Annotated in this window: 29 protein-coding genes, 1 tRNA gene, 1 other RNA gene and 2 pseudogenes; 13 read left to right on the forward strand and 20 right to left on the reverse strand. The window is 62.0% G+C overall.

Annotated features, from left to right (window positions below; all coding sequences use genetic code 11):
- From ACODNH_RS03990 to ACODNH_RS04000, 3 genes are read left to right on the forward strand one after another with little or no spacing between them, the layout of a single operon-like run.
- On the forward strand, positions 1-663 hold the full coding sequence (locus ACODNH_RS03990; RefSeq protein ID WP_058995203.1) for a 4Fe-4S dicluster domain-containing protein: 663 nt from the start codon (positions 1-3) through the stop codon (positions 661-663).
- Complete coding sequence (locus tag ACODNH_RS03995; protein ID WP_306707689.1) at positions 660-1,070, forward strand: hypothetical protein; 411 nt, start codon at positions 660-662, stop codon at positions 1,068-1,070. The genes ACODNH_RS03990 and ACODNH_RS03995 overlap by 4 nt, the downstream gene beginning before the upstream one ends.
- Positions 1,067-2,110: a cytochrome b/b6 domain-containing protein gene (locus ACODNH_RS04000; RefSeq protein ID WP_306707691.1), complete on the forward strand. Its 1,044-nt coding sequence runs from the start codon at positions 1,067-1,069 to the stop codon at positions 2,108-2,110. Before ACODNH_RS03995 ends, ACODNH_RS04000 begins: the two co-directional genes overlap by 4 nt.
- Positions 2,111-2,137: 27 nt before the next feature.
- Here the strand turns inward: ACODNH_RS04000 and ACODNH_RS04005 are convergent, their stop codons facing one another.
- The gene (locus ACODNH_RS04005) at positions 2,138-2,536 is read right to left on the reverse strand and encodes a hypothetical protein (RefSeq protein ID WP_306707694.1); all 399 of its coding nucleotides are present in this window, start codon (positions 2,534-2,536) and stop codon (positions 2,138-2,140) included.
- Between the two features lie 90 nt (positions 2,537-2,626).
- Between ACODNH_RS04005 and ACODNH_RS04010 the strand changes: the two genes are divergently transcribed.
- Entirely contained in the window at positions 2,627-2,803 is a 177-nt protein-coding gene (locus ACODNH_RS04010; RefSeq protein ID WP_306707696.1) for a hypothetical protein, read from the forward strand.
- A 663-nt stretch (positions 2,804-3,466) separates the two neighbouring features.
- On the opposite strand, the gene ACODNH_RS04015 is transcribed toward ACODNH_RS04010, so the two are convergent.
- The 3 genes from ACODNH_RS04015 to ACODNH_RS04025 form a co-directional block, all read right to left on the reverse strand.
- Entirely contained in the window at positions 3,467-4,231 is a 765-nt protein-coding gene (locus ACODNH_RS04015; RefSeq protein WP_306707698.1) for an IclR family transcriptional regulator, read from the reverse strand.
- Between the two features lie 340 nt (positions 4,232-4,571).
- Positions 4,572-5,435, reverse strand: a complete 864-nt coding sequence (locus ACODNH_RS04020; protein ID WP_306707699.1) for a fumarylacetoacetate hydrolase family protein — start codon at positions 5,433-5,435, stop codon at positions 4,572-4,574.
- 499 nt (positions 5,436-5,934) lie between these two features.
- Positions 5,935-6,537, reverse strand: coding sequence for a class I SAM-dependent methyltransferase (locus tag ACODNH_RS04025; RefSeq protein ID WP_306707701.1), 603 nt, complete (start codon positions 6,535-6,537; stop codon positions 5,935-5,937).
- A gap of 100 nt (positions 6,538-6,637) precedes the next feature.
- On the opposite strand from ACODNH_RS04025, the gene ACODNH_RS04030 reads away from it, so the two are divergent.
- Entirely contained in the window at positions 6,638-8,317 is a 1,680-nt protein-coding gene (locus tag ACODNH_RS04030) for an acyl-CoA synthetase (RefSeq protein ID WP_306707703.1), read from the forward strand.
- A gap of 403 nt (positions 8,318-8,720) precedes the next feature.
- On the opposite strand, the gene ffs is transcribed toward ACODNH_RS04030, so the two are convergent.
- Positions 8,721-9,031, reverse strand: an RNA gene (gene ffs / locus ACODNH_RS04035) — signal recognition particle sRNA.
- A 79-nt stretch (positions 9,032-9,110) separates the two neighbouring features.
- Positions 9,111-9,524: a DUF7548 family protein gene (locus tag ACODNH_RS04040; RefSeq protein ID WP_306707705.1), complete on the reverse strand. Its 414-nt coding sequence runs from the start codon at positions 9,522-9,524 to the stop codon at positions 9,111-9,113.
- Between the two features lie 79 nt (positions 9,525-9,603).
- On the opposite strand from ACODNH_RS04040, the gene ACODNH_RS04045 reads away from it, so the two are divergent.
- A complete protein-coding gene (locus tag ACODNH_RS04045) occupies positions 9,604-9,879 on the forward strand; it encodes a DUF5798 family protein (RefSeq protein ID WP_306707707.1) in 276 nt (91 codons plus the stop codon).
- Between the two features lie 74 nt (positions 9,880-9,953).
- Positions 9,954-10,028: transfer RNA gene (locus tag ACODNH_RS04050), tRNA-Arg, on the forward strand.
- A gap of 316 nt (positions 10,029-10,344) precedes the next feature.
- Here ACODNH_RS04050 and ACODNH_RS04055 read toward each other — a convergent pair.
- Genes ACODNH_RS04055 through ACODNH_RS04065 form a run of 3 tightly spaced genes read right to left on the reverse strand, consistent with a single transcriptional unit; the run spans position 10,345 to position 11,811 of the window.
- On the reverse strand, positions 10,345-11,223 hold the full coding sequence (locus ACODNH_RS04055) for a mechanosensitive ion channel family protein (RefSeq protein WP_306707709.1): 879 nt from the start codon (positions 11,221-11,223) through the stop codon (positions 10,345-10,347).
- Positions 11,223-11,471 carry a YhbY family RNA-binding protein gene (locus ACODNH_RS04060; RefSeq protein ID WP_306707711.1) on the reverse strand — a complete coding sequence of 83 codons (249 nt, stop codon included), beginning with the start codon at positions 11,469-11,471 and terminating at the stop codon, positions 11,223-11,225. Before ACODNH_RS04060 ends, ACODNH_RS04055 begins: the two co-directional genes overlap by 1 nt.
- A gap of 52 nt (positions 11,472-11,523) precedes the next feature.
- The gene (locus ACODNH_RS04065; protein ID WP_005538431.1) at positions 11,524-11,811 is read right to left on the reverse strand and encodes a ribonuclease P protein component 4; all 288 of its coding nucleotides are present in this window, start codon (positions 11,809-11,811) and stop codon (positions 11,524-11,526) included.
- 178 nt (positions 11,812-11,989) lie between these two features.
- Between ACODNH_RS04065 and ACODNH_RS04070 the strand changes: the two genes are divergently transcribed.
- The gene (locus tag ACODNH_RS04070; RefSeq protein ID WP_306707714.1) at positions 11,990-13,039 is read left to right on the forward strand and encodes a glycosyltransferase family 4 protein; all 1,050 of its coding nucleotides are present in this window, start codon (positions 11,990-11,992) and stop codon (positions 13,037-13,039) included.
- A gap of 23 nt (positions 13,040-13,062) precedes the next feature.
- On the opposite strand, the pseudogene ACODNH_RS04075 reads toward ACODNH_RS04070, so the two are convergent.
- Positions 13,063-14,670, reverse strand: a pseudogene (locus ACODNH_RS04075) (MFS transporter); the annotation flags it as partial.
- On the opposite strand from ACODNH_RS04075, the gene ACODNH_RS04080 reads away from it, so the two are divergent.
- Entirely contained in the window at positions 14,563-15,609 is a 1,047-nt protein-coding gene (locus ACODNH_RS04080) for a glycosyltransferase (protein ID WP_373567954.1), read from the forward strand. The pseudogene ACODNH_RS04075 and the gene ACODNH_RS04080 overlap by 108 nt on opposite strands.
- A 32-nt stretch (positions 15,610-15,641) precedes the next feature.
- Here the strand turns inward: ACODNH_RS04080 and ACODNH_RS04085 are convergent, their stop codons facing one another.
- The 4 genes from ACODNH_RS04085 to gatC all read right to left on the reverse strand — a co-directional run bounded on the left by ACODNH_RS04085 (position 15,642) and on the right by gatC (position 18,662).
- On the reverse strand, positions 15,642-15,827 hold the full coding sequence (locus ACODNH_RS04085; protein ID WP_306707718.1) for a hypothetical protein: 186 nt from the start codon (positions 15,825-15,827) through the stop codon (positions 15,642-15,644).
- A gap of 41 nt (positions 15,828-15,868) precedes the next feature.
- Positions 15,869-17,014 (reverse strand): M48 family metallopeptidase, encoded by a 1,146-nt coding sequence (locus ACODNH_RS04090; protein WP_434530957.1) that lies wholly within the window; start codon positions 17,012-17,014, stop codon positions 15,869-15,871.
- A 91-nt stretch (positions 17,015-17,105) separates the two neighbouring features.
- Positions 17,106-18,383 (reverse strand): Asp-tRNA(Asn)/Glu-tRNA(Gln) amidotransferase subunit GatA, encoded by a 1,278-nt coding sequence (gene gatA, locus ACODNH_RS04095; RefSeq protein WP_306707721.1) that lies wholly within the window; start codon positions 18,381-18,383, stop codon positions 17,106-17,108.
- On the reverse strand, positions 18,384-18,662 hold the full coding sequence (gatC, locus tag ACODNH_RS04100; RefSeq protein WP_004956920.1) for an Asp-tRNA(Asn)/Glu-tRNA(Gln) amidotransferase subunit GatC: 279 nt from the start codon (positions 18,660-18,662) through the stop codon (positions 18,384-18,386). It lies immediately after the preceding gene.
- Between the two features lie 225 nt (positions 18,663-18,887).
- On the opposite strand from gatC, the gene ACODNH_RS04105 reads away from it, so the two are divergent.
- Both ACODNH_RS04105 and ACODNH_RS04110 read left to right on the forward strand, forming a co-directional pair.
- The gene (locus tag ACODNH_RS04105) at positions 18,888-19,862 is read left to right on the forward strand and encodes a transcription initiation factor IIB (protein ID WP_306707724.1); all 975 of its coding nucleotides are present in this window, start codon (positions 18,888-18,890) and stop codon (positions 19,860-19,862) included.
- Between the two features lie 43 nt (positions 19,863-19,905).
- Complete coding sequence (locus ACODNH_RS04110) at positions 19,906-20,376, forward strand: NUDIX hydrolase (RefSeq protein ID WP_306707726.1); 471 nt, start codon at positions 19,906-19,908, stop codon at positions 20,374-20,376.
- Between the two features lies 1 nt (position 20,377).
- Here the strand turns inward: ACODNH_RS04110 and ACODNH_RS04115 are convergent, their stop codons facing one another.
- The 6 genes and pseudogenes from ACODNH_RS04115 to ACODNH_RS04140 form a co-directional block, all read right to left on the reverse strand.
- Positions 20,378-20,584, reverse strand: a complete 207-nt coding sequence (locus tag ACODNH_RS04115; protein WP_306707728.1) for a DUF2061 domain-containing protein — start codon at positions 20,582-20,584, stop codon at positions 20,378-20,380.
- A gap of 149 nt (positions 20,585-20,733) precedes the next feature.
- Complete coding sequence (locus tag ACODNH_RS04120) at positions 20,734-21,828, reverse strand: asparagine synthase C-terminal domain-containing protein (protein WP_306707730.1); 1,095 nt, start codon at positions 21,826-21,828, stop codon at positions 20,734-20,736.
- Positions 21,828-22,514, reverse strand: coding sequence for a PHP domain-containing protein (locus ACODNH_RS04125; RefSeq protein ID WP_306707732.1), 687 nt, complete (start codon positions 22,512-22,514; stop codon positions 21,828-21,830). The genes ACODNH_RS04120 and ACODNH_RS04125 overlap by 1 nt, the downstream gene beginning before the upstream one ends.
- A 246-nt stretch (positions 22,515-22,760) precedes the next feature.
- Positions 22,761-23,997 (reverse strand): annotated as a pseudogene (locus ACODNH_RS04130) (TIGR04347 family pseudo-SAM/SPASM protein).
- The gene (locus ACODNH_RS04135; RefSeq protein ID WP_306707736.1) at positions 23,994-24,308 is read right to left on the reverse strand and encodes an Htur_1727 family rSAM-partnered candidate RiPP; all 315 of its coding nucleotides are present in this window, start codon (positions 24,306-24,308) and stop codon (positions 23,994-23,996) included. Before ACODNH_RS04135 ends, ACODNH_RS04130 begins: the two are co-directional and overlap by 4 nt.
- 361 nt (positions 24,309-24,669) lie before the next feature.
- Complete coding sequence (locus ACODNH_RS04140) at positions 24,670-25,821, reverse strand: multicopper oxidase domain-containing protein (RefSeq protein WP_306707738.1); 1,152 nt, start codon at positions 25,819-25,821, stop codon at positions 24,670-24,672.
- A 211-nt stretch (positions 25,822-26,032) separates the two neighbouring features.
- On the opposite strand from ACODNH_RS04140, the gene ACODNH_RS04145 reads away from it, so the two are divergent.
- Complete coding sequence (locus ACODNH_RS04145) at positions 26,033-26,410, forward strand: helix-turn-helix domain-containing protein (protein WP_004516178.1); 378 nt, start codon at positions 26,033-26,035, stop codon at positions 26,408-26,410.
- Between the two features lie 2 nt (positions 26,411-26,412).
- Entirely contained in the window at positions 26,413-26,712 is a 300-nt protein-coding gene (locus ACODNH_RS04150; protein WP_306707742.1) for a DUF7521 family protein, read from the forward strand.
- The last annotated feature ends 1 nt before the right edge of the window (position 26,713 follow it).

Raw genomic sequence — 26,713 nt, forward strand, 5'->3', positions numbered from 1 at the left:
ATGTCAACAGGCAACGAAGTGATGCACGACGGCGTGATGAGTACCGGCGAGGATGCGCGTATCTTCCCGGACGTCGAAGCGTGCATCGACTGTGGCGGCTGTGTCGTCTCCTGTAAGCGTACGTGGGACGTCCCACGAGACGAACAGCGAATCAGTATCGCGACGATGCTCGAAGGCCAAGAGGCCGCATCAGGGCTCAACGCCAGCAGCGGCCAGGCGATGGGCCAAGGTGAGTCACCAGGCGAAACCGCGGTGCCGATGCAGTGCTATCACTGTTCGAACGCGCCGTGCGTCTCGGTATGTCCGACCGACTCGCTCATCTCGAAGGAAAACGGCTTCGTACGGGTCCGTGACGACCTCTGTATCGGCTGCCAGTACTGCCTCTCGGCGTGTCCCTTTGGCGCGCCGCAGTTCCCTAGCGAGGACGAGGGGGTCGCCAATCTCGTCGGCAGCGGTGGCAACATGGACAAGTGTACCATGTGTGAGGAGCGCCAGGACGTCGGCAAGGGGCCGGCCTGTGCCGAGGAGTGTGCCACCGACGCCATCTTGGTCGGGACGCCGGCCCAGATCTCGGACGAACTGGACAACAGGGACAGCGGCACGTTCTTCAACGACGTGGCTATGGACATCATCTTTGGCGAGGACGCCAGTGAGTTCCAATGACGAACACAGAAGACCTTCCGGAGGTGAACGGCTACAGCCGCGTCTCAGTGCTCGTCAGCGCGGCCGTCGGCCTCGCTGTCGCGGGGCTGGCGCTGTTCTGGGCACAGGGTTTCAGACTCGGCTACGAATCGCTGTACCGGGTCAACCCGAGCGTCGAGGGCGGCGGTATCGGCGCGGACTGGGTGTTCGGCAACACCATCCCCGCGCTCGATTTCCTCATCGCGCTCATCCACGCGGCCGACGTCATCCTCGGTGCGTTCATTCTCGTGATGGTGTTCATCCACTGGGCGGCGTTCCAGCGGCTGGCAGGTGAGATGCGCGAACCGGGTGAGGACACAAACGAGGCCGTCGCGGCCGACGGCGGGTCGCCGACCGGTGGCGACAGACAGGGGGGTGACGGCGCATGAGCAATCTCGACCACGGAAAGTTCACGCGTGTGACGACCCTGTTCCACTCGCTGCTGGGGCTGGACGTGTTCTTGCTGTTTTTCACCGGCTACGCCATCATGTTCAACGACGAACTGTGGTGGATGCTGACGCTGATGGGCGGGGCCTCAGGCGTGACGGCAATCCACCGCATCACCGGCATCGGGCTGGTTGCACTCGTCATCTTCTGGATTACGCTCCAGATTATCTCTTCAACCGGCCGGAGCAACTTCTCGAAAATCCTCCCGGCGAAAGACGACGTCGATGCGTTCATCCAGGACATCCAGTTCGTCTTGGGCCGGGCCGACGAACGCCACCCGAGCGCGCGACAGTTCGCCGGCTACAAGGCCGATGAGGTCCCGTTGCTGTCCTACATTGGCAAAGGTGTCGTGGCGATCTTCTCCATCGAGCTGACCCTGCTTGCGATTTCGGGGCTGCTCATCTGGAGTAAGACCGGCCTCGCCGCAATGTTCCAGACCAAAGCGGCCGCAATGGCCTTCGTCACGTTCCACGGCCTGCTGGGCGTCATCATGCTGATGGGGGTCATGTTCCACATCTTCGAGCACGGGATGCACCCTGCCTTCTACCCCGTCGAGACGAAGGCGTTCATTCCCCGAAGCATGGTGCCTGAGCACCACGGCGACGACGATGAGGAGCCGGACACCACGGGGATCGAACGCCTCTCGCTGTCCCCGTCCTGGCGAACTGTCTCGACGATTTTCGGTGCGATGACCGTCATCGGGATCGTCTCCGTGCTCATCGGAAGCATCTTCGACGAGGGCTATCCGGTGCCCCGCGAACTCGCCATCGGCGGCGGCCCGTCGAGCATTCTGTTGACTATCGGTATCAACCTCGGCATGGTCGTCCTCGGTGTCGGGCTCGTGCTGTCGATGTACGGGAACGTCTTGCGCATCCGCTGGGAACAGCAGCTCGAAGCAGAGCGAGAACCGCCGGCCGCGGCCGACGGGGGCGAGCCCAAGACCGACGGCGGCCAGCCTGAATCAGACGACAGCGAGAACTGAACCGACTGCGAGCCGTTTTTCGTGCAGCTACGCGATGAGTGCCTGTCCTTCCGGCGATAGCTCGACGTCGACGTCCTGCCGGGTCTGTTCCTGAATCTGGTTCAGGTTCCGGGTCAGGACCTGGAGGATGTCCTTTGGCTCCGGGTAGACAAGCATATTGCCGTCGCCGTCCTCCATGACCAGTTGGGTATCTGAGAGCGCGACCTGATCGCCCTCAATGCTGGCGACGATGACATCCAGTGCTTCCGCGCCGCCGGGGTCACCTTCCGTCACCTTCGTAATATAGAGTGCATCGAGCCCAATGAGGTCCTTGTACTCGCGGACCTGTTCCGCACAGGCGACCATGTCCTGTGTCACCGCCGTCTTTTGATCGTTCCCATGGTCACCCTTGTAGCAGTGTTTACAGATTCGCAGTTCGAGACGCATGCCCCTGTCTATGTGATTGAGTCTCATTACCGTTGTGGGGACGGCCATTTGACCACCAATGTTTACTGTACTGCTGTGGAATGGTATCACATGGCATCAACGCTCAACGCAGTGTATCTGGCACTGGTCGTCGTCGTCGGCATCGTCGGAACGCTGTTCGTTGCAAGCATCAGGTCCGCCGACGTGCGGTCCCGGTGGCTCGAACTGTCATCGATCGGGGTCGTGGTACTGTTCCTGCTGGCTCTGGGTGTCCAGTTCCTCGCGTAACTGTGCAACCCAACTTGTCGAGAGATACTGCTGGAACAATAGCTGCTGCTGTGTGTCTACCTGAGCAAGATCTATCGTCGAATAGTTCATTCGCTGGCTTAGCATTGACCAAATATAATCTCCTCTGCCCAAAATTATAGATGTATTTTGCAATATCGGTTCTTCAGCACCTGTGATAGCGCCATATTAGGCAGTATTGTACACAAAACCGATATTTGGACATATTACGTATACAGCCGGTTGGTTTCGCTACTACTTAGAACACAACCAGTGATAGGGAGCGCATAATCGATATGTCCCGTCTGGAGTAACAGTAGTACATCCATTATTGAGATTGGGACCGAGTCAGGGCCGTAGTCATATCTCGTACCGAATGGTGTAAGATGGCGATGAAAAGCCGTTCACTCATCATGAATACTACGTATGGACACCGTCCAGCGGCCAAAGCTATGAACTGGCATTTATCGAGTGCAAGCAGGGACTCATGCGTGTTGTGGAGCTAATACGTGCTGCAAACGATTTCGATACGCACTTTGAGTACCCCCTGCCTTGTCTGTCTGTTCCGCAATCACCGCCCGCGTACGGCGCTATTGTCGAAGATCAACTGTTCAATTATCGCCTCCAGAAGACTGTGATACCGTTCGCCGCTTCTGAACACTGGTGTCACGAATAGGTAACGTTCAGTTCGATAACGTTGGCGACTTCCAGTACTTTCTGTGGGAATTCTTCGCGGAACCGGTCGCCACGGAATCGATTTGTCGGCCCCGAAACGCTGATCGCACCGATAATTTCGTTATCGTGGTTGAGCACCGGAGCAGCGACACAGCGGAGCCCTTCGAGACGCTCCTCGTCGTCAAAGGCGACGCCGCGCTCCCGAACGTCGGCTAGCGCTTGCTCCAGCTCCGCTCTGCTACTGATCGACTTGCTGGCCTCCCCGCCGAGTCCGTGGCGGTCGACAATCGCATCAACCCGTTCGGTCGGCATGTGTGCGAGAATCGCTTTTCCCAGCGCTGTCGTATGAAGCGGAACGCGTGTTCCGACGTGGGCCTTGACCTGCACGGCTTTGTCTCCCCGAGCACGGTACAGGTACGACCCGCGGCCGTGTTCTTCGACGAGAATATTCGCGAGCTCGCCGGTTTCTTCCGCCAGCCGGTCAACCTCTGGCTTCGCAATCTCGAACAGCTTTTGCCGGTGGCGGGCGTACGCCCCCAGTTCTAGGAATCGGAGCCCTACCTCGTACACACCGTTTCTATTGACAACGTACTCTTCTTGCTCCAGCGTGCTCAGATAGTTGTGAACGGTACTCTTTGGGATGTCGAGGTACTGGGCCAGTTCGGTGACGCCGGCTCCGTCGAGATCTTTCAGTGCGTCAAGCACCTCGAACGTTGTCTCGGCGGATTTAACTGGGTTTTGAGCGGTCTTTGCCATACCCGGTCATGCACGCCCTCATACTAAACAGTTGTTCAAACATCTGGGACAGAGCCGCGGCCTCTACGGCACACTGGTTTTTCTCACGGCATATCGATAACAAACCACCGCACACTGAGGCACGTACGGTCCGGCCAATTGTCGTAGGTAGATATATCCGTGGAGCGTGCAGTCAAACGGAGGGATGGCATAACTTCGTCGGCGCAAATCCCCCACAGCAGACCGACACACAGGCACGCAATCGAAACTAGGTGAGAGCCGAGCACGGTATCACGCTGTGAAGCCCTATGTGAAGCGGCTCCCAGAGGGACCGCAGTCCCACCCCCGGGCCGATAGCCGCTCAGACGACCGTAACTGAATTTTTCAGTGTTCCGATGGACTCGATATCGATGGTGACCTCGTCCCCCTCCTGCAGCGTAAAATCGTCGTCGGGAACGAGCGAGGTCCCGGTAAGTAGCACTGATAGTTCGGGGACCGCATTGTGCGCGGTGTAGTACGAGACGAGTTCCTCGCAGGTGCGTTTCATCTCGCTGGTGTTGGTCTCCCCGTGGTAGACACGGTCTCCGTCGCGGTGGATCGACATCGAGAGCGCCAGTGAGTGCGGGTCTTCGATGTCCGTGACGACGGCCGGGCCGACCGAACAACAGCGGTCGTACACCTTCGCCTGAGGGAGGTACAGCGGGTTCGCCCCCTCGATAGACCGACTGCTCATGTCGTTGCCGACGGTGTAGCCGACGATTTCTCCCTCGTAGAGAACGATCGCGAGCTCTGGCTCGGGCACGTCCCAGTCAGAGTCGGCTCGGATGCCGACCGCTTCGCCGGGGCCGACAGTCCGATTCGGCGTCGATTTGAAGAAGATCTCCGGTCGCTCCGCGTCGTACACGTCAAGGTACATCTCCGGCGTATCGCTTTCCTCTGTCCGTGCTTCTTCGCTGATCTGGTACGTGACGCCAGCGGCCCAGACTTCGTCGGCGGTGACGGGATCGGTAGCAGTAGCTTCGAGTCGCTGTTCGGACACCACCGTAGCGGCATCAAGGTGGCGGGCGCTGAGTTCATCCGGTGCGGTATCCGCAATCGAGGCCGACTTGAGGAGGTCACGGAACGTTCGAAGCTGCGGTTTGACGCTGGTCAAATCGTACACACCATCCCCAGTCTCGACCGCTAACCGCTGTGAGTTCCCGTCACGTAGCTGGTAGTACCTCATACAGAGTTGCAAACTGCAACACTACATGAATCTTGTGCTGCCAACAGTCTGCTTCCTGCCGTCGGCCGGCAATCTGTTTCCCCTCAGGCGAATTGCCGTTCAGTAATACGGAACATTACGGATGACAGACGTACATACGTTATTCTGCTATCCCAGTGGGCATATCGTGAGACACATACTCACCGCTCCCAAGCCCAATTCTGTAACGGAGGGTGCTGGTTGTAGTACGGTTCCGTGTAAGACCGCCGTTCAGTAGTTCAGCTCATATCCGATACACGATTATTGAACTGAGATCAATGCGACTCCCGCTCTGTTACCATCCGTTTAATATGCATTTCTAAGAGCCACAAACCACATCTGGATTGGCACATGATTTTGCACGCACCATCTGTGTTTTACAACCACACTCGACCTTTTGGCATCCAATCTCGTATAAGTGGGTATATTTTTCAGCTTCTGTCCCCGAGAACCCTCTATACAATCCTGTCTCTTCCAACTTCTATTCAGACGCCTGAAATATGCGAACAGTGTCTCGCTTTCCATCTGTCGAATCTACTTCGGTAAGGCCACAGTCTGTGAACACCGCGTTCCAGTCCCGGTAATAAAGCGGGACGTTGTCGTCGACGTAGTTTACTTCACCCGGGTCGCCGCCTTCGTTCTCGACGGTGATCAACAGGTCATCTACGATCCGTGCCAGTTCCTCGAACGCCCAGTCGACGTCTGGATGGAGGTGCTGCAGTGTTTCGACAGAGAAAACGACATCATACGTGTCGTCCGCGACATCTGTAACGAACTCCTCGATAGCCATCGCGTGGAACGAGCCGGTGGCTGCGAGGTCGGGGTACGTCTCAGCAAGGACGTCTAACGCATCGGCGTTGATATCGACGCCGGTCAAATCCGAGTAGCCAGCGTCAGCCAGCGCAGCGAGATGCCGCCCGGAACTGCAGCCAACCTCCAGCACAGCCGCGTCCTGCTCGACATGCTCTGCGAGTATTGACTGCACCAACTCACTCGTCTCGTCCGCTCCATAGTAGGCATAATACGCGGGAGAGTATTCGCCGGACCGCTCGGCCCATTCCTCCCGAATGTCGGTAGAGTCCACGGTGAAGTCGGGAGGGGAAGACGGAAAGTTCTGCCGGATCGGGTGTGGCGACGGTGGTTCGACCGAAAGACGCAACAGCCACCCAGGCGACCGGTATGCCATGGTCTGGACAGTGATGCCGGACTTCGAGGGGTACGACGAGGCCCGCGAGCAGTTCACCTGGGACCTTCCGTCGTCGTACAATCCGGCAGTCGATTTTCTGCACAAACACGATGACTCCGACAGGGTGGCACTCGAACAGGCGTATCCCGACGGACGGCGCGAGCAGTACACCTTCCGCGAACTGGACGAACTATCGGACAGACTTGCGGCGGGATTGGCCGGGCTCGGCGTCGAGGTCGGTGACCGGGTCGGCGTCGTCGTGCCACAGAAGCCACAGAACCCGATCACACACCTAGCGAACTGGAAGCTGGGAGCCGTGTCGGTTCCGCTGACGGTCCTATTCGGGACAGACGCGCTCCGGTATCGGCTGGACGATGCTGGGGTGACCGTCGCCGTTATCGATCCAGCCGTGCGCGACGATATCGATGCGGTCCGGGACAACTGTCCGGCGCTGGAACACGTCATCGAGATCGAAACCGACGCGCCGGCTGGTGATGTCAATGCCTTCGAGGACGTGCTCGCCGCGTCGGAAAACACCGATATCGAACCCTACGACTCCACGCCAGACACCGACACGGCGATACTGTACACGAGCGGCTCGACGGGACCCCCGAAAGGCGTCCGGCACTCACACGCGCTGTGGCTCGGACGAGCCGCGGCGGCGTACAACTTTTTCGACCAGGGGCTGGGACCGGACGCGACGGTCTGGACGCCCGCGGACTGGGCCTGGGGCGCGGCGCTCGGGGGAACGCTCTTCGCGACGTGGCATCACGGCGGGACCATTGTCGGCTACCCCGCCTCGGGGTTCGAAGCCGAGGCGGCGTTTAGCCTCCTTTCCGAGTTCGATATCACCCGGTCGTTCATGCCGGCCACTGCCCTCCGAATGCTGATCGACGTCGAGAACCCAACGGCGACGTACGACCTCGCCATCGAGACGTTTGCCGTCGGCGGCGAGTCGTTGACGCCGGAAATCGTCGACTGGGTGGCGGAGACGTTCGACTCGGTCACCATCAACGAGTTCTACGGCCAGACGGAACTGAACCTCGTCGTCGCCAATAACTCGAACTGGTTCGACACCGAACCCGGCAGCATGGGCAAGCCATTGCCAGGATACGACCTGGCGATTCTGGACCCTGACGCCGCCGACCGCGGTGTTGCTGAGCCTCTTTCGACCGGCGAACTCGGCGAGATAGCGCTGCGCCCTCACGACCGTTCGGTGTTCTTCGACGAGTACTGGAAGCTGCCAGAAAAAACCGCAGCCAAGGAAGTCGAGGGCTGGTTCGTCACCGGCGACCTGGCCCGGCAGGACGACGACGGCTACGTCTGGTTCAAATCGCGCACAGATGACGTAATCATCACCAGTGGCTACCGCGTCGGGCCGATGGAGGTCGAAAGCGCGATTCTCAAACACCCCAACGTGGTCCAGGCCGGCGTCATCGGTGTTCCGGACGACACGCGGGGCGAAATCATCAAGGCGTACGTCGAGACGTCCGGAGACGGGCCGGACCACGAGACGCTCCGGACAGAAATCCAGTCTGTCGTCCGAGAGACCCTTGCCGAGTACGAGTACCCTCGCGAGATCGAGTTCGCCGAGACGTTACCACAGACGACGAGCGGGAAGATCCGGCGAACGGAACTGCAGGAGTGGGACGCCGACGACAGTGCCGGCGAGTCGTAGCCTCCGGTGCCGTCATCGGTAGCTGTATACTGGCCGAGGTCAGTGAGTTATTCTGGTCTTCACTCACTTCAATGAGAAACCGACCTCAATATGCGAGACTGTGGGGTATATTAGGCCGGTATCGAATTTTGGACCATATTTGAGTTATATTTGACCCTTTTACAGTTATGAATATCGAGAACATAGAAGCAGATAGCGAAAGGTAATTAGAAATCACCTTTTCGGATCGCTGCTGGACTCTATCTCGCTTCGAATATCTCTAATACCGTAGTACCTCAACAGGCGATAGGAACGTCAGATCCCTTCAGCGACCAGGATCAAGCCTGCGCGGCTGGAGGCGATCGCTTTCGGCGAAAACACATATAATACGACTGTTTGCGGGTCGTAACTGCAGGTATGAATGGAACGGACAGCCAGGATGGCCCGGCGTTCGGACGCGGGTAATCCCGTTTGCCTCCTCCACCCCGCGACCCCACGAGCGACGGGTGTTCGATGGTCCGCTGCTCACTTCCGTGCCTGGCGGAGTGCCATCGTTTAACCACGTGGGCGCACCCCTGCAGGTGCGACCACGCCGACCGCCGTCCCCGTGGGACGAGGCTTCCACGTTAGCTCACGGGGTCCACGTCCGTCAGACCGGACGCCCCCGGTGTTCGGTCCCCGCTCAAGACCACAGTGCGGGCAAGGAGGGGGCCTAGCCCCCGACCTAGTCCATCTGAAAGTCCGCCGCCGCCCCATAAGGGCCTTTCGGATGCGCCCACAGACCGCTGGACGACGCGCCGGTGGACAGACCGGCCTACAGCAGGTCCAGCGCCCGCGCGAACCACGTGCCCCCAACCGGTATGAGCATGCCCGCGAGGACGACACCCCAGCGATGGTACTCCATCAGCGTTGACTCGGTCAGCCCCAGCACGAGGCTCTCGGGGACGGTGACTGCCCAGAGAACACTGAGGGCGACGATGAACACGCCCATACCGATGCTTGCGCCCGCCGCGACGCTTGGGTCCGACCGACCCTCGCGGCCAGCCGCCAACACGATGATGCAGACCAGCGCGAATACGCCTGGCAGCAGCGGGGAGAGCGCCCCCGAACTGTAGTACGCCCCGACGGCACTCGCTGTTTCGACGAGGCCGTACGGGACTGCGAGCACAAGGAGATACAGAACACACCCGACGATGCCGATAGTCGGAGCGAGCCGCAAGTCGTCCATATCGTCGCTCGGTCCGGCGGCGTCTTAACAGCGACGTTCGAGCGAAACGAGGAAATGTCGCCTCGCCGTAGCCGTGGCCATGGGACTGGGTTCCACCGCGAAAAAGATACAGAAGGTCGCCGACATCGCTGAGGATCTTTACAAGAAGGTCAACGAGCTGAAGACACAGCTCGAGGACTTGCGGAGCACTGTCGACGAGACGAATACTCGCGTCGACGGAATGGAGCAGGAACTGGCCGAACAGCGCGCGCTCATTGAGGCACTCGCCGAAGAACGGGGCGTCGACACCGAGACGGTCGTGGCTGAGGTCGCCGTTGACACCGATAGCGACACAGCTGAAGCGGTTTCAGAGTAATCCCCTGACTGCGGCACCATCGCGCGGCGGAACCGGTTGGTTTAAACCATAACGTCATCATACCATTGTACGTAGGGCGCTTAGCTCAGCTTGGACAGAGTGCTTGGCTTCGGACCAAACCGTCGGGGGTTCAAATCCCTCAGCGCCCGTGACTTTTGCACAAACGACAGTGAGTGCTGAGGAGCGTCGGCTGAGTGATTTGAACCCTGGGAGTCGAGCGAAGCGAGTCTTCCTCCGGTTCAAACCTTCAGTGGCCGTTTCTCTTGCTGCGAGCGGTTCGTCAGCAGCAAAGGTACCATCTGAAGAAGTCATTTCTACGCGAACAACAGTGAGGTGTCCGTCCTGCTTTGCGGGAAACGAATACGGAAAGAACCGGAACGGAGATTCCGAACCACGTGTAGCGTCGCACAGACCACAAAATGTCGGTGTGTTGCGAGCTTTCGCGATGGGATTGCGCCAGGTGGATCAGTCGTCGGCCGGTTCCACGACGCCTTCGAGTCCGGCCATCTCCAAACCGCCGCCGATGGTCCGGTTCGGGTACGGGATGTTGATGTCTTCCGCGTCGAACCGTTCCTTGACCGTCTTGACGTATTCGGCGCGGGTCTTGACGAAGTCCGCCCGGTTCGGGTCCTCGATCCAGATGCGTGACTGGAGGCCGACGGAGGAGTCACCAAGTTCGACCAGCCGAACGGACGGTTCGGGGTCGTCCATAATCTCGGGGTGGTCTCGGGCCTCCTCAAGAATTATCTCCGTCGCCTTGTCGATGTCGTCGTCGTACCCGATGCCGAACAGGAACTTCAGTCGAAGCTGCTCCTTGGCGACAGGGTTCTTGATGACGCCATCAGTTAGATTCGAGTTCGGAACGGTCAGCAGTTCGTTATCGAAGGTCCGGACGCGGGTAACACGGAGGCTAATGTCCTCGACGACGCCGGAGTTGCCATCCCACTCAATCCAGTCGCCGATCCGGAACGGCTTGTCGGTGTAGATGAACACGCCGGCGACGAAGTTCTGGAGGACGTCCTGCATCGCGAAGCCGATAGCCAGCGTCGCCGCTGCGGCGATGGTTGCCAGCGACTGCAGGAAGTTCCCGTATTCGGCCATCCCGAAGGCGACAGAGATGGCGACGAACACGATACCGATGCTGACGACCTTTTTCAGTGGTCGCCGAGCGTGGGTATCGAGGTCGCGTGACTTGAGCGAGCGGTCGACTATAGGCAGGACAATCGCCTTCCCCAGAGTGTAGACGAGGACGAAGACGACGACGAAAACCACCGCTGAAGCGATGGAGCCGGCGGCTGGGACGCCGAATCCGTTGAGCAGGTCCGCGAGGGGCTGGACTTGCATCATTTCTCAAATACCGCGGTGTGACCACGGACCTGAATCACGGTAGCGTTGACCATCTCAGCTAGGTCGTCAGCGAGTTCCTCTGCTGTTGTGCCGCCCCGGGACGACCGGAGGAACTTCACCTTCACGAGGTCCGTGTTTTCCAGTTGATCGTCGAGTTCGTCCGCGACGGATTCGATGCCGTGTTTGCCGACGCGGAGCGTCGCGTCAAGGTCGTGTATTCGCGACTGTCGAGAAGAGTCACTCATGTACACGGTTTAGCAAGGACAGCCCCTTAAAACCAGTAGTCGTAAAGAATCCTCAGTCGTACGGGTAGCGGGACTGTGACCCACAGTCACACGTAATGACGACGTGGCCGGACTGGGTTCGAGACCGGGCGTTGTGTCCGTGCAAGAGGTACGTGTCGCAGGCGTCACACGTCGACCGCTCGAACGACCGCGGCAGGCGCAGGCGGTGGCGTTCGGCGACACGCCGAGCGCGCCGGACGTACGACCGGGCGCGTTCCTCGTTACCGGCTTGGACGGCCTCGCGAGCGAGCGACTGAAGACGCTCAATCCGCTCGCGGGCGATGGTCGCCTCGTCCGTCATTGGCGGTACTGGGTCGGCGGCGGGAAAATGCCTTCCGAACGAGCTAGCAACTTCGATATCACGCTCTGGGTACTTTCTGGCTGTTCTGAACTTTTCTTTGGGACGCAAATACTGCCAATCATGTCCCCTCACAGGGAAAGTCGATAGGATTTTCGGCCCCGACGGAGTTGCCCGAGACGTGCGCGTCCTGAATTATCTCGAACTGGCCGACCGCCTCAATCGGTCGGGCATCGGCACCGCCGTGAACCACCAGCGCGCGGCGCTGTCCGAAACCGACATTGAGGTCGAGACGACGCCATGGCAGGAGGGACATCCGGCGTGGGCACTTGGTGGCAATCTCGCGTTCAATGACCCGATGTTCCGCGAGTTCGATATCGCCCACTGCAACATGATCGGACCGGGCTCCGTCGCTGTGGCCCGGTACGCGGCACAGGCGGATATCCCGCTTGTCCTGCACGCCCACGTCACCCGAGAGGATTTCCGGGATAGCTTCCGCGGGTCGAACCTGATCGCGCCGGCGCTGGGCCGCTACCTCCGGTGGTTTTACTCGCAAGCCGACCTCGTACTCTGTCCCTCCGAGTACACGAAAGGTATCCTCGGATCGTACCCAGTCGACGCGCCGATACGGCCGATGACAAACGGCGTCGACATCGACGCGCTGGCGGGCCATGAGGACATGCGCGGGGACTACCGGCGGCGCTACGATCTGGACGGGATGGTCGTCTTCGCCGTCGGCAACGTCTTCGAGCGCAAGGGGCTGACGGCGTTCTGTGAACTCGCACAGGAGACGGAACACGACTTCGCGTGGTTCGGCCCCTACGACGCCGGGCCGCAGGCCTCCAAGACTGTTTCCCGGTGGGTGAACGACCCGCCCGAGAACGTGACCTTTACCGGATGGATAGAGGATATCCGCGGTGCGTTCGGGGCCGGCGACGTGTACCTGTTCCCGACGAAGGCCGAGAACCAGGGGATCGCCGTGCTGGAGGCGATGGCCTGCGGGAAGGCGGTCGTCCTCTCGGACATTCCGGTGTTCCGGGAGTACTACGAGGACGGCCACGACTGTCTCATCTGCGCCGACGAGTCCGAGTTCCGCGAGGCGCTGGAGCGACTCGCCGAGAACCCCGACCTTCGTGAGCGGCTTGGCGAGAATGCCAAGGAGACGGCTAGGGAGCACAGCTTAGACCGGGTCGGCCGGCGGCTGGTCGAGACGTACGAAGAACTGGCCTGAGTGGCGTTCGAAGCCGGCAGTCGTTACGCTGAGATCGGTTCCGTTTCCACAGATGCTGACGGCGAGCGACGCCAGACGACCGCGACCAGCGACGCGCCAACCAGCACCAGCGCGCCGGCGACGGCGAACGCGAGCAGGAAGTCGTAGCCGCCGAGCCAGCCGCCGAGTATCGACCCGACACCGCTCGCGAGCCCGGAGATAGCGGTGTACAGCCCGAGCGCCTCGCCGCGAATCGCCGCCGGGGCAAGCTGAGTGACGACGCTGGCCGCGGTAACGGCGATGACGGCCCAGGCGACGCCGATGAGGGCGAACACGACACCGTTGACAACTGTCCCGACGAGCGTCGCCGACAGCAGAAGTCCCACGACGGCGACGGCCGGATGGAGCGCCGCGCGGGCGAGCAGACTCCCGACTTGGAGCCCGCTCGGGTCGTACCGCTCGGAAAGCGCACCGGCGCGGCCGTACCACAGCGCCGACCCGACACTTGAAATGAGATACAGCGCGAAGACGAGTCCCGATTCGTAGCCGAGCGTCCGCGAGAGATACAGCGGTAGCGGTCCCCAGAACACGCCGAAACCGGTACAGAAAGCGATGACGGCGACGAAATAGATAGTCAGCGACGGGGAGAACCGAGCCGCGACTTCTCGGGGGTGTATCGACCGCGTGAGCCAGTACAGCCGGCCCGGACCGACCGGGAACGTCGCGCTCCGGACCGGCAGCCGGCGCGACCGGGCGATGGCTCGCGCCACCCGACTGGCCCGCGGCCGGTTGAGTTCGTCGGGGTCAGCCGGCAGCCACTTCGCCGCGAGAAACGCTGACAGACCGACTGCGGCCGCACACAACCACAGTAGCGACTGCTGGGCGGCAATCTCGCCGAGTGGTCTAGAGAGCAATGCCGTCCACACAAGTCCGAGGACCAACCCACCAGCCCAGCCCCAACCCTGGTAGCGGTTCAGGATGGCGAACCGCGCCGGCCAGTCCCGCTCGACGGTTCCGGCGGTGACAAGCAGTGTCAGCACCGGTGCGGCAGCGCCAGCCGCGAACCACAGGAGACCGTTACCGACGATGACAAGCCACGGCTCCTCCGTGAGCGAAACGAGCACCAGCGCGAGGGTCGCCAACCCCAGTGTGAGGAGGACGAGCGACCGACGCCTCCCCGTTTTGTCGGCGATGCGGCCGAAAATGAGTGCCCCCGGCGCACCCGCAGCGGCGGCCACCCCGGCGAGGACGCCTAGCATGAACGTCTCACCGCCGATAGCGACGAAATACAGCGGCACGAGCAACGAGCCCGCGCCCAGCGCGACCGATGTGAGGGCCCAGGCGTATAGCCAGCCGTCCCGATCCATTATCCACAGTCCATCACGGTCCCTGAAAAGAACTCTGGCACCTGCCGGCGGGTGACAGCTGTCTGACTGGTGGCTTGCCAATGGCAACGGTTTAACGCCTGGTCCTGCTACGCCGCGGCGATGACACTGCCGCACGTCGCGACGTTCACCGACACGTACTTGCCGACCGTCAATGGGGTGACCTATACGGTCCAGACGTGGCGGGACCGCTGGCGCGACCGCGGCGGTCGTATGGGCGTGGTCTATCCGAAAAGCGACCACGACCCGTCCGAGAACGAGTACCCCGTCCGGAGCCTTCCGTTCCCGTTCTACGAGGGGTTTCGGCTCGGGATGCCACAGATACCGAAGGGCGTCCGCGATGCCGAACTGGTCCACGCCCACACGCCGTTTAGCCTCGGGATGGCGGGCCAGCGACTCGCAGGAAAGCTCGATATCCCGTTCGTCGCGTCGTATCACACGCCCACGAGCGAGTACGCCGAGTATGTCTCCTTCAACGGCGCTGTCGAGTCAGCGGTCCGCTCCAGCGCCGAGAGCTACGAACGCTGGTTCCTGGGCCGCGCTGACACCGTTATTGCGCCAAGCGAGCGCGCAGCGACCCACCTCCGGGAGTCTATTGGTCTTGATACAACGGTGACGGTCGTTCCGAACGGCGTTGACACGACCGTGTTCGAACCGGTCGACACGACCGCGTTCCGGGACCGCTACGCCCTCCCCGACGGCCCTATCGTCGGCTACACCGGCCGCCACGGCTACGAAAAGTGCCTCGAAGACATCATCACCGCCTGCGAGGGACTGGACGTGACCGTCGTACTCGGCGGCGACGGTCCGGCCCGTGAATCCCTCGAAGCGACAGCCGAGCACAGCGACGCCGACGTGCGCTTTCTCGGCTTTCTGGACCGTGCGGAGCTCCCCGAACTGTATTCGACGCTCGACGTGTTCGCGTTCCCCAGCCCCGTCGAGACGCAGGGGCTGGTCGCGCTGGAGGCCAACTGCTGTGGGACGCCCGTCGCCGGTGTCGACGCCGGCGCACTCAGCGACACCATCGAGGACGGCGAAACCGGCTACTCCTACGACGAAGGCGACATCGATGGCTTCCGCCGGGCTATCGAGCGCGTCCTCAACGAGCGGGAGCACCTTCGAGAGCGCTGCCTTGCCCGGCGGGACGTTATCAGTGTCGAGCACGCCATCGACAAACTGGCCGACGTGTACAACGGGGTGCTGTAGCTGTCGCCGGCACAGCGCCTGAGTCGCCCATCTCAGGCCCGCGAGTGCGACCAGCCGATACCGAAGGCGAGCCCGTTGAGCGTTCCAAGCAGTATCCCGAGATAGAAATCCCCCAGTGACACGGCCAGTATCAGGCCGGCCCCGATGCCCAGCGCCAGCCCCTTCAGGACCGTCGGCCAGTGGAGCCAGCTCAATCGGCCGTCAGCAGCGTCGCTCATACGCCTTCTCAGGCCGCCGTCGAGTAAACTGTACCCCTTCGTCACGCCTGTTCGTGCTGGTCGAGGGTGGACTGCCGCTCCGCCAGCGCATCGATTCGGTCGTCGACAGCTGGATGCGACCGGGGTAACACACATTCGGTGACTGTTCGCCAGCGGTGAGCAAGGCGTTCGGCCCGTCCCTCCGGCGGGGTCCGCTCGTCGGCCGCAATGGCGTTCGGGACCACACAAAGCTCTCGGACACCGGTCTCGGCGGTTCGGATGTCTGTGTCCGGGCGCTGGTCGTCTGTCAGCGATTCCAGCGCGCTGGCGAGTGCCGCCGGGGAGCCACAGATGGCGACGCCGCCCGTGTCCGCGGCGTACTCCCGGATCCGTGAAAGGAGTCGATAGCAGGCCGTGCTGGCGAGATACAGCGTTGCCGTGACGGGTATCGCGATGACAGCAAAGAGCAGCATCACGATTTGAATGTTCCCGCCAGCGAACCACGTCCCGTCCCGGTCGTCACCGCCGAGGAACCAGTGACAAAGCCCCGAGTACTGCACTGTCTTCCCGAGCGTGCGAGTAAACAGCGCGCTGACGGTTGGAAGAAACGCGGCCGCAGTCATGACGAACGCGTCGCCGTTCTTGAGATGGGCCAGTTCGTGGGCGATAACGGCGTCGAGTTCCCGGTCGTCGAGTCGGTCCACGAGCGCCGTGGTCACGAACAGCGTCTGCTCGCCGGGCCGACTGGCGACATAGCTGTTGGGCGTCTCCGAGTCGATAACTGTCACGTCCGGTGTCGCCATGTTCGCGGTCTGTGCCAGCCGGGCCACCCGTTCTTCGATGCGGTCGGCGGTTTCGCTGCGCCGTATCTTCGCCCGCATCTCATGGACGGACTCGGGATCGGATGCTCTGGATTCGGTTGCGCTCGTCCCAGCATCCCGGAGCGTCATCCGGTAGCCGTAGATGGACTGAACGGCAAGGACGAGCGGCGTCCCGACGAGGACAACGGGCCACAGCGGCACGATATCGAACCCCATTGTCCAGAACAGCGTCCCGGTGTCGTACCCGACCAGCGGCAGGAGGCCGACCGCAACATGGCCGAGCACGTATGCGACACCGACAGCCACGGCGTCGAAGGCAACGAGCACCACTATGAGCGCGATGAGACGTGCACGGAGGGACCACGTCGTGGACTGGAGGGGAGGCATAATTGTCTGTTCGTCATGACGAACAAAAAGTGTACGGAGGGTTCGGGCCCGACCTCAGGCCACCGGCCCGGGTGATTGCTCACTCGCGTGCTTATGCCAGTGCGCTGCCGGCCCGGATGATCTCACGTTCGCCGAACGCCGGCCCCACCAACTGGAGCCCGACTGGCAGTCCGTCGTCGGTTTCGCCGGCCGGAACGGAGATCGCCGGAAGGTTTGCGAGGTTCACCGGCGTCGTGTTGGCGTCGGCCAGATACATCGTGAGCGGGTCGTCGAGGCTTTCGCCGCGTTGCATCGGCGGGACGGGCATCGTCGGCGAGGCGAGCACGTCGGCGTCATCAAGCGCCTCGTCGAAGTCCTGCTTGACCCACGCGCGAGCGTCTTGGGCCTTCTTGTAGTACTTATCGTGGTAGCCCGCCGAGAGGGCGTACGTGCCGAGGAGAACCCGGCGCTTGACCTCCTCGCCGAAGCCCTCCTCACGGGCGTTCGCGAAAGACTCGTTCCAGTTGCCGTCGTAGCCGCCGGACTGTCCGTACCGGACGCCGTCGAACCGCGCGAGGTTCGAGGACGCCTCGGACATGGCGATGACGTAGTACGCCTCGACAGCGTGTTCGACCGAGGGAAGGTCGACCTCGTGGTAGCTCGCACCCTGGGCTTCGAGGTCGTCCATGGCATCCCAAAACGTCTCGACGACCTCCTCGTCGGCCCCGTCGAGCAGTTCCGTCGGAACGCCGATAGAGAGCCCATCGACGTCGCCGTCGGCGGCCGCCGCGTAGGGGCCGTCGCTCTCGGGCGCTTCCTGCGTTGTCGCGTCGTGCTCGTCCGCCCCTGCGATGACATCTAGCAGTTCCGCAGCGCCTTCGACGGACGGCGCGATAGGGCCGATCTGTTCGAGGCTGTTAGCGTAGGCGATGAGGCCGTACCGGGAGACCAGCCCGTAGGTCGGCTTGATGCCGACGACGCCACAGAAGGCGGCCGGACAGCGAATGGAACCGCCGGTGTCGCTTCCGAGCGCGAGGTCGGCATCGCCGGCGGCGACGACGGCTGCCGACCCACCGGAGGAACCGCCCGGAACACGACCCTCAGCGGCGGGGTTCTCGACGGCCCCGAACGCCGACGTTTCGGTGGTCGTCCCCATCCCGAACTCGTCCATATTCGTCTTGCCGGGGATGGTTGCGCCGGCATCTTTCAGTCGCTCGACGACCGTCGCGTCGTACGGCGGCACGTAGTCGGAAAGCATCGCCGAGCCACAGGTCGTCCGGACGCCTTCGGTTGAGATGTTGTCCTTGACTGCGACGGTCTTACCCGCCAGCGGACCGTCGTCTGCGCCCTCGATGGTCTCGTCGGTGACGTAGCCGTTGTACGCCGTCATTTACGACACCTTCGGCCCTTTGAACTGCCCTTCTTCGGTATCGCTGGCGTTCTGGAGCGCCTCTTCCTGTGAGAGGCTCTCCCGTGTTTCGTCGGGGCGCATCACGTTCGAGAGTTCGGCCTCCCGCTCCGTCTCTGGGACATCGTCGAGCGCTTCGAACGCGTCGAGAATGTCGGCAAATTGCTCAGTGAACCGTTCGATCTCGTCGTCTGCGAGGTCGACACGGGCGAGGTCGGCGACGTGCTTGACCTCCTCGGGATCGACGGCGGGGTCGCTCATGTCGGGCCCGAGTGCTGGATGCGCGGTAAGCGTTTCGAAACACCGGGCATACTTATAGACCTATTAACAATTAGTGAAGGGAATACACAAGATTTGCCAACTCTTGTTTTCCGTTCCGAAAATTGGACTTCTGAAACAGACAAAAGTTTTAAGTCGCCGTAGATACAACAATTGGTTACAACACGTTTTTCGGGTACGATACCCGGTTGTCCCACCCCCCAACAAATGACCGATACCAGCATCCGCCGATACTCGAACGAGCGCGAAACGGAGACAGAGCAGACGGAGGAAGAAGAGTCGGAGACACTCGTCTGTCCGGAGTGTAGCGGGGCGTTACTCTCCGACAGCGAGCGCGGTGAAACGGTGTGTGAAGACTGTGGGCTGGTGGTCGAGGAGGACGAGATCGACCCCGGTCCCGAGTGGCGCGCGTTCGATTCGAAGGAGAAAGACGAGAAATCACGCGTCGGCGCACCGACGACGAACATGATGCACGACAAGGGCCTGTCGACCAACATCGGCTGGCAGGACAAGGATGCCTACGGCAACTCCCTGTCCTCGCGCCAGCGTGAGAAGATGCAGCGTCTGCGGACCTGGAATGAGCGGTTCCGCACCCGCGACTCCAAGGAACGCAACCTCAAGCAGGCCCTTGGTGAGATTGACCGGATGGCTTCGGCGCTCGGGCTGCCCGAGAACGTTCGTGAGACGGCCAGCGTCATCTACCGTCGCGCACTTGACGAGGACCTCTTGCCCGGCCGCTCCATCGAAGGCGTCTCGACAGCGTCGCTGTACGCCGCCGCGCGACAGGCCGGCACACCCCGTTCGCTCGACGAGATTGCGGGCGTCTCCCGTGTCGAGAAAGACGAAATCGCTCGTACATACCGCTACGTCGTCCGCGAACTCAGCCTCGAAATACAGCCGGCTGACCCCGAGAGCTACGTCCCGCGGTTCGCGTCGGATCTCGACCTCTCGGAGGAGGTCGAACGGCGCGCCCGCCAGCTCCTCCAGAACGCCAAGCAAGAGGGTGTCCACTCCGGGAAGTCACCAGTCGGCCTCGCCGCCGCCGCCGTCTACGCTGCCTCGCTGCTCACCAACGAGAAGGTGACCCAGAGTCAGGTCAGCGAAGTCGCCAACATCTCCGAGGTCACCATCCGCAACCGCTACCACGAACTGCTGGAAGCAGAGGACAACATCCACCCCTAACTGGTATCGTAACCTAAACCACCGACTGTACCGTTCAGTCGGTATGGAGACCACTCGGCATTTTGTCGCGACAGTCTACGCCGTCAGCGACGGTCGCGTCGCGTTGCACGAACACGATAAACTGGATATGTGGCTGCCCGCCGGCGGCCACATCGACCGCGACGAACTGCCCCACGAGGCCGCGCTCCGCGAGACACGCGAGGAACTGGGCCTCGACGTTGACCTGATCGCTCCACAGCAGGACATCGAGAGCGAGACGGTCCGTTCCATCCCACAGCCACAGCACTTCCTGCTCGAAGACATCAACGTCAACGCCGAGGGCGAGGTCGGCCACCAGCACATCGATTTCATTTTCTACGGCCGGGCAGAGAGCCGCAACATCACACCGGGGACGGGCGAACAACCGGCCGACGACTGGGAATGGTTCTCTGTTGACGACTTACAGAAGAGCGAGGAACTCCCTGCAGATGTCGTCGAGGTCGGCCAGCAAGCAATCAATGCTGTCGAAGAGTGACTTACGCCTCAGCGACGCCCCAGTCGATGTTGGCCCAGAGCCGTTCCCACACGTAGTACAGGGCCGTCTTAGCGATGGCCGCCGAAAGCCCGATTTTCGCAGACGAACCGATTTCACCGGTAAACAGGAAGGCGATACCGAACACGACGCTGGTCGCGAACAGTCGGTAGCTCACGGCTTTGGCGACTGACCGCCGGTGTTGCGTCATTATCGTTCACCCCACTGTACTGGCGGAGATTCGATAGGGTGGCGTCCAACCCGCATACTTGTCATTCAAAATTAACTATCTGGGCCAGCCACTAAAGTATAATTACATATCATTACTTCTCGGTAACGACTTCGGTGACGGCGTCTGGGTCAGTCCGCGAGCGATTCGACGTACTGCGTGACGTGATCGTCCATCCGGCGCTTGTAGCCGGCCTGTCGGGCTAGACGGTCGAGTTCCCGAGCGGCCAGCGAGCCGTACTGGGCGGCCTTCTTGTCCCGGTCCGCAATCTCGTCCGGGAGCGAGTCCCGGGCCGCCGCCCGGAGCGCGACCTTGCGCGTCTCGCCGTCGACGAGCAGGTCGCCGTCCAGTCGAAGCGCGGCGTCGACGACGCGGTCGTGCAACAGCGGCGTCACAGGCTCGACGCCGGCGGCCCGCAGTGCAAGCACGTCCCGCTCTAACTGGTCGGGGAGCGAAGCGACGACCTCTCGCTGGGCTCCGCGGACGGTGTCGGCCTCCACACGGGGGTCTTCGGGAGCCTTGGCGACTTTCGCGTAGCCGCCGAACAGCTCGTCGGCCCCCTGTCCGAGCGCGAGCCGGTCAAAGCCATCCGCCGCGACCCGTTCGGCGGCGAGGTACAGCGGGAGCGCTATCTGCACGTCCATCGCGTTCACCCGGTTCGTCGCGCGGGCGATCTCGGGGACCGCCCGCTCGATGGCGTCGTGGGTGAGTTCGACCACGCGGACCTCGGTTCCCAGCAGGTCGGCGGCCGACTGCGCCGCCTCGACGTCGTGGCTGTCCGGGAAGCCGGCGACGTACAGCGGCGCGTCGAGTCGTGCCGCGAGCAGCGCCGAGTCCACACCGCCGGAGAACGCGATTGCGAGGTTCTCGGTGTCGACGGCGTCGATGCTCGTCTCGACAGCAGCACGGACCCGCTCGACTGCCGTTTCGTGGGTATCGAACGGGTCCGGCGACGGGAGCGAAAAGCGGCGTCCGTGGCCCCCCTCGTCGCGGACGTACCCAGCGGGAAACGACTGCGGGTCGGCCAGTGCCGTCGGGTCGTGGCTCCACTGCTCGGGGTCGAGCCGCTCCCCGTCAGAAACAGCACGCTCCACGAACAGTGGGTACCGCCCGAGAACGTCACGGACGAGCGTCCCGTCCAGTTCGCCCGCGAACCCGCCAGTACCTGGGAGCGCGTCGCCGCTCGCGAGGGCGTCGGCGACGGTGTCCGGATCGGCTCCCTGCATCACTGTAGGAGCTCCGCGATGCCGTTCTTGACGCGCCGCTTCGCCCCGCCGGCGGCCTGCCGGAAGCTGATGCGCCACGGCGTCCGCTTACCCTCGACGGTCGTCTTGCCTTCACGGATGGCGTCGAGGATTGCCTCGACCGTTTGCTCGTCCGTACCAACGTTGGTGACCGCCTGCCCGACCATCTCCGCGATGTGGGCGTCGCTGCCGGCGGTCATCGGCAGCCCCTTTCGGCGAGCGAACCGCTCGGCCTGCCGGTTCGACCGCCCGGTCAGCAGCCGTGAGTTGTACACTTCGATAGCATCGGCGGTCGCGAGTTCGGCCTTCGAGATGTGTTCTAACACGCCGTGGCGGGACTCCTGAAACGGATGGGGAACGACCGCGAGCCCGCCCTGGTCGCGAATGCGGTCAAGCGTCTCGTCGAACGGGAGGTGTGGCGGAATCGCCTCCTGAATCCCCAGCGCGAGGACGTGTCCGGCGGCACACGTGACCTCCATCCCGGGAATTCCGACGAGGCCGTACTCCGGGGCGAGTTCGGCTGCCCGGAGACTGGCGTCTATTTCGTCGTGGTCAGTCACGGCCAGCGCGTCCAGCCCGACGCCGCTGGCCTGCTCTAAGAGGAGCTCGACCGGGTCCCGGCCGTCGTACGACAGCGACGAATGCGCATGTAGCTCAACCGACTGCACAGGTAGCGATAACGGGGGCAGGGCAAAAACGCCCCGGTCCGCCCCAGTGCTCACAGAGAACAAACCGGCCGCCGTGTCCATGGCGGCCGAATGCCCGAAGGAACGCCCATCTGTCCCACGAGACTGAGCGTGTGTTTCCCGACGATACGACCGTCAATCGACGGTCGCATGTAGCAATTACCGGTACGCAGGAATCAGTGGTCCCCCCAGCTTGGCGGGGATTAAAGTAGGGCTGACCGCCCCGGCTCAGTCAGCTGAACTCCCGCTCGCCACCGAGTTCTCACCGGTGTCAAATGGCGGCGGCCCGTGGACCTCAGTGTCTTCTAGGTAACACTGCGGGTCCGGGGCGAACAGGTCGTCTTCGATGGTGAGCGCCCGGAGCCGGGACGCCCCACGGCAGACCCCGGCATAGCGGCAGTCTGCACATTTGCCTGTGAGATGCTCTTCGCGGTTCCGGAGCGCCGAAAGCAGCGGGTTCGACTCGTCCTCCCAGATGTCGCCGAACGAGCGGTCGCGGACGTTCCCCAGCGAGTACCCCTGCCAGAACTGCGTGAGGTGGACGTTGCCCTGGTAGTCCACGTCGGCGACACGTTCGCCGGTCGGGTCTCCGCCGTTGACCCGCAGGTACTCGTATACCCGCTGGGCCTGCGCATCACTCATGTGCTCGCGGGCGTACTCCACGAGGTAGGCCGCGTCGGCGTAGTTCCCGACCAGTAGCGTCTCGATTTCCTCTCCACGGTCGTGGTACTTGCGGGTCATGTCACAGACTCGCTTCACCGCCTGTCGGCGGTCCTCGGGTGTGAGGTCGGCGTCGACAATCTCAGTCCCGCGACCGCCGTAGTCCAGATGGTAGAAACAGAAGCGGTCGACGCCCACGTCGGTCAGCAGGTCCACGACCCCCTCCAGATCCGCGGCGTTGCGCTCGGTGATGGTGTACCGGAGGCCGGTCTTCAGTCCCGCGTCGAGACAGTTTTCGATTCCCTGGACTGCGCCCTCGAACGCGCCGTCAACCCCACGGAAGTCGTCGTTTCGCTCTGGCAGGCCGTCGACGGAGACGCCGGCGTATTTCAGCCCAGCGTCTTTCAGCGACTGGGCGCGTTCTTCGGTAATGAGTGTCCCGTTGGTCGAAAGCACCGGTCGGACACCGACCTCGTTCGCGTAGGTGACCAGTTCTTCGAGGTCGTTGCGGACGAGCGGCTCGCCGCCGGAGAACAGTACCACCGGCGCGCCGTCAGTCCGCGAGGTCCTCAAGCAGCGCTTTCCCTTCCGCGGTCGAGAGTTCCCCGTCGGCGATTTCCGTGTCCGCGGCGGCGTAACAGTGGTCACAGTAGAGATTGCACTGCTTGGTGACGTTCCAGACGACGACGGGCCGGCGTTGCTTTTCGTCCCTGATCTGGCGTTTGGTCGACTCGTTTGCCGCGTCGTACCGGAGACCATCCCCTTCGGCGTCGAGGTCACAGAGCAGTTTCGAGACCGAGATCATCGGTTTTCACCCCGGAGCGTCTCCGACTCCATTTCGTCGACGCTCATGGTTTCATCGGCCCCCGTTTTCCCCGCTCCGAGCGTCGCAGCATCCGTCTGGTAGCGGTGCGTCTCGTCGGCGGGACACAACCACAGTGTGACGGCCGTGCGCGCGAACAGCGACGCTGCTTGCTCTCTGGCGATGTCGGCGGACGGCGCACTGACACTGCCGACGTGGGTGAGTGGGTCCGCCGTATCCTCACGGACGAACACCTCCCACTCGCGACTCGTTGCGCCGCGTGGGGCGTCTACCTCGTGGTCGAACTCTTCCATATCCCCCTGTTAGACTCCCCAAGAAAAACGGGACTAGCGTGTTCTCAGCTACTGGGAACTACGACAGTCCTCGCGGTTGTGAAGCGGCGATAGCCCCATTCGAGAGGATCAGAGAGCAAAACAGCACAGCCCGGTGTCCGAGCCAGGCGGCCCTCACTCGGCTTTTTCGGCGTTACAGAGCGTCTGGGTGTCCACGCCCCCGAGACGGTGGGTGGATGGACAGACCAGCAATTCGATATAGCAGTATCTGATTTATCGCGGGGTCGAACCGGTGCCCTGCGAAAGGAGCACAGACTTTCGACTCCGGCCGAAACGTGCTGGGAAAAGACCGGTCAACTCACTCAGCTATCGAAACGCCGTCTTATGCTTCGTAGCCGGCGTAGTCCATCAGCTGTTTGAAGATATCGGTGTCCATCGCCTCTTTGTAGACGACACCAGTGATCATCCCACCGGGGTAAGAGGTCCCGTTCATCGCGTGGCTCACCTTGTGACAGTGCGCGAGGTAGATACCGGGGTCGGCGTCGGCTTCGAACTCGATCGTGTGCCGACCGGCGGGCGGGATGCTGGTGACGTCTTGTTCGTGGCGGGCGGCTTCCGGAATCTTCCCGCCGTCCTTGTGGGTCACCTGGAAGCGGTGGTTGTGGATGTGCATCGGGTGATCCATGTACCCGTTATTACACATGTGGATGCGCACCGTATCGCCCTGCTCAACGATGATCGGCGAGCCATCCTCCGGGTGAAGCGTCCGGGGTGCCGACTTGCCGTTGACGGTGAACGTGTCGGGGCGACGGTTACGAACGTCGTAGTTGGCGTCCATGCCGGCCATCTGCCGGTTCAGCCGGGAGTCCCACTCCTTCAGCGTCATGAAGTACTCCTTGTCGGCCGGTTCGTACCCCTTCGGGTCAACGCGGAAGATGCCGTACATCCCCATGTCGATGTGACGATGGGTCTGGTAGTGGCAGTGATAGAGATGCGTGCCCGTCACGTTCGCGGGGATGGTGTAGGTGTGTTTCTCGCCGGGGTCGATTCGGATACCCGTCGTCGTCGGGACTCCGTCGTCTTCCCACTGCTTCTGGACGGCGTGGAAGTGGACCGTGTGCGGGCGCATGCCGTCTGTGTTGTCGAAGGTGACCTCCATGTCCTCACCCTCCGTCGTCCGGAGAATCGGCCCGGGGACGCTCGGTTCGCCGTCGTCGGCCTTGAACGCCCACACCTTGGGCAGTTCGACGGGGCCGCCCATCGACCCGCCGGGATGGGCTTCGTGTTTAGCTGGGACAGAGGAAAGCGTCACTTCACCACCCTGCTCGTCGACGTTGACGATCTCTGGCGGCGACGTGGTCGGGAGGTCGCTGTCGGATTGTGCTGGGGTTGTACTGGTGTCGACTGACTCTTCGGTTGGAACCTCACCTGGAGCGGTACAGCCCGCAAGCGCGACCGTGCCACCGAGGCCGGAGGCTTTCACGAAGTCACGACGGGAGATGCCCGATCCGGGTGCGCCGATCTGATCTTCCATAAGCAATTGGGGGTAAGACACCACAGTATAAACCCCCAAAGGCAGTTCTCAGACCGGCAGAAGCGTTCTCAGTTACTGGGAACCAGGCCACGGTTACAGATAAGTCCCCCATATATTGCGTGCTGTGTGGCGGAAACATCGGCTGTGTCGGGCGGTAAGCGCTCCGAAGTCGGTTACATTAAACGTCTTGGGCGGGCAGTGTCGGGCAAGGATGGTCCGGGACCCCTTCGCTGACGAGGAGACGCCGGAGTTACAGGCGGTCCTCGACGCACTCGACGATGAGGACTGTCGCGCCATTGTCAGCGTACTGGAGGAACCGTTGACGGCGAGCGAGATATCCGACCGGAGCGGCGTACCGCTATCGACGACCTACCGAAAGCTCGAACTACTGACGGAGTCCTCGTTGCTGTACGAGGGTGTCGAGGTCCGGTCGGACGGCCAACACGCCAGCCGATACGCGATTGATTTCGAGGAGGTCGTCATCAGTCTCGACGAGGAACTGTCGCTCACCGTCGACATCTCACACCGCGCTCGGACGCCGGACCAACGGCTCGAAAACCTCTGGTCTGAGGTGCGAAAGGAGACATAACCATGGTACACATCCCAAGTTCACAGATTGGCATCGTCGTCTCGAAGACACTGATTCTCATTCTTGGTGGACTGATTACGTACTACTCGTATCAGGCGTACAGCCGGACGAAAAGCCCCCAGCACAAGTGGCTCACATACGGGTTCGGGGTGGTGACCCTCGGTGCGTTTGCCGGCGGTGTCCTCGACATCGCCGTCGGCAGGTATCTCGGTCAAGACCTGCTTCCGGTGGGCGTCTTCACGTCGAGTTCGCTGACGGCCATCGGCCTGGGTATCATCCTGTACTCGCTGTACGTTCGATAGC

The sequence above is a fragment of the Haloarcula sp. NS06 genome (assembly GCF_051122755.1).
Taxonomy (GTDB): domain Archaea; phylum Halobacteriota; class Halobacteria; order Halobacteriales; family Haloarculaceae; genus Haloarcula.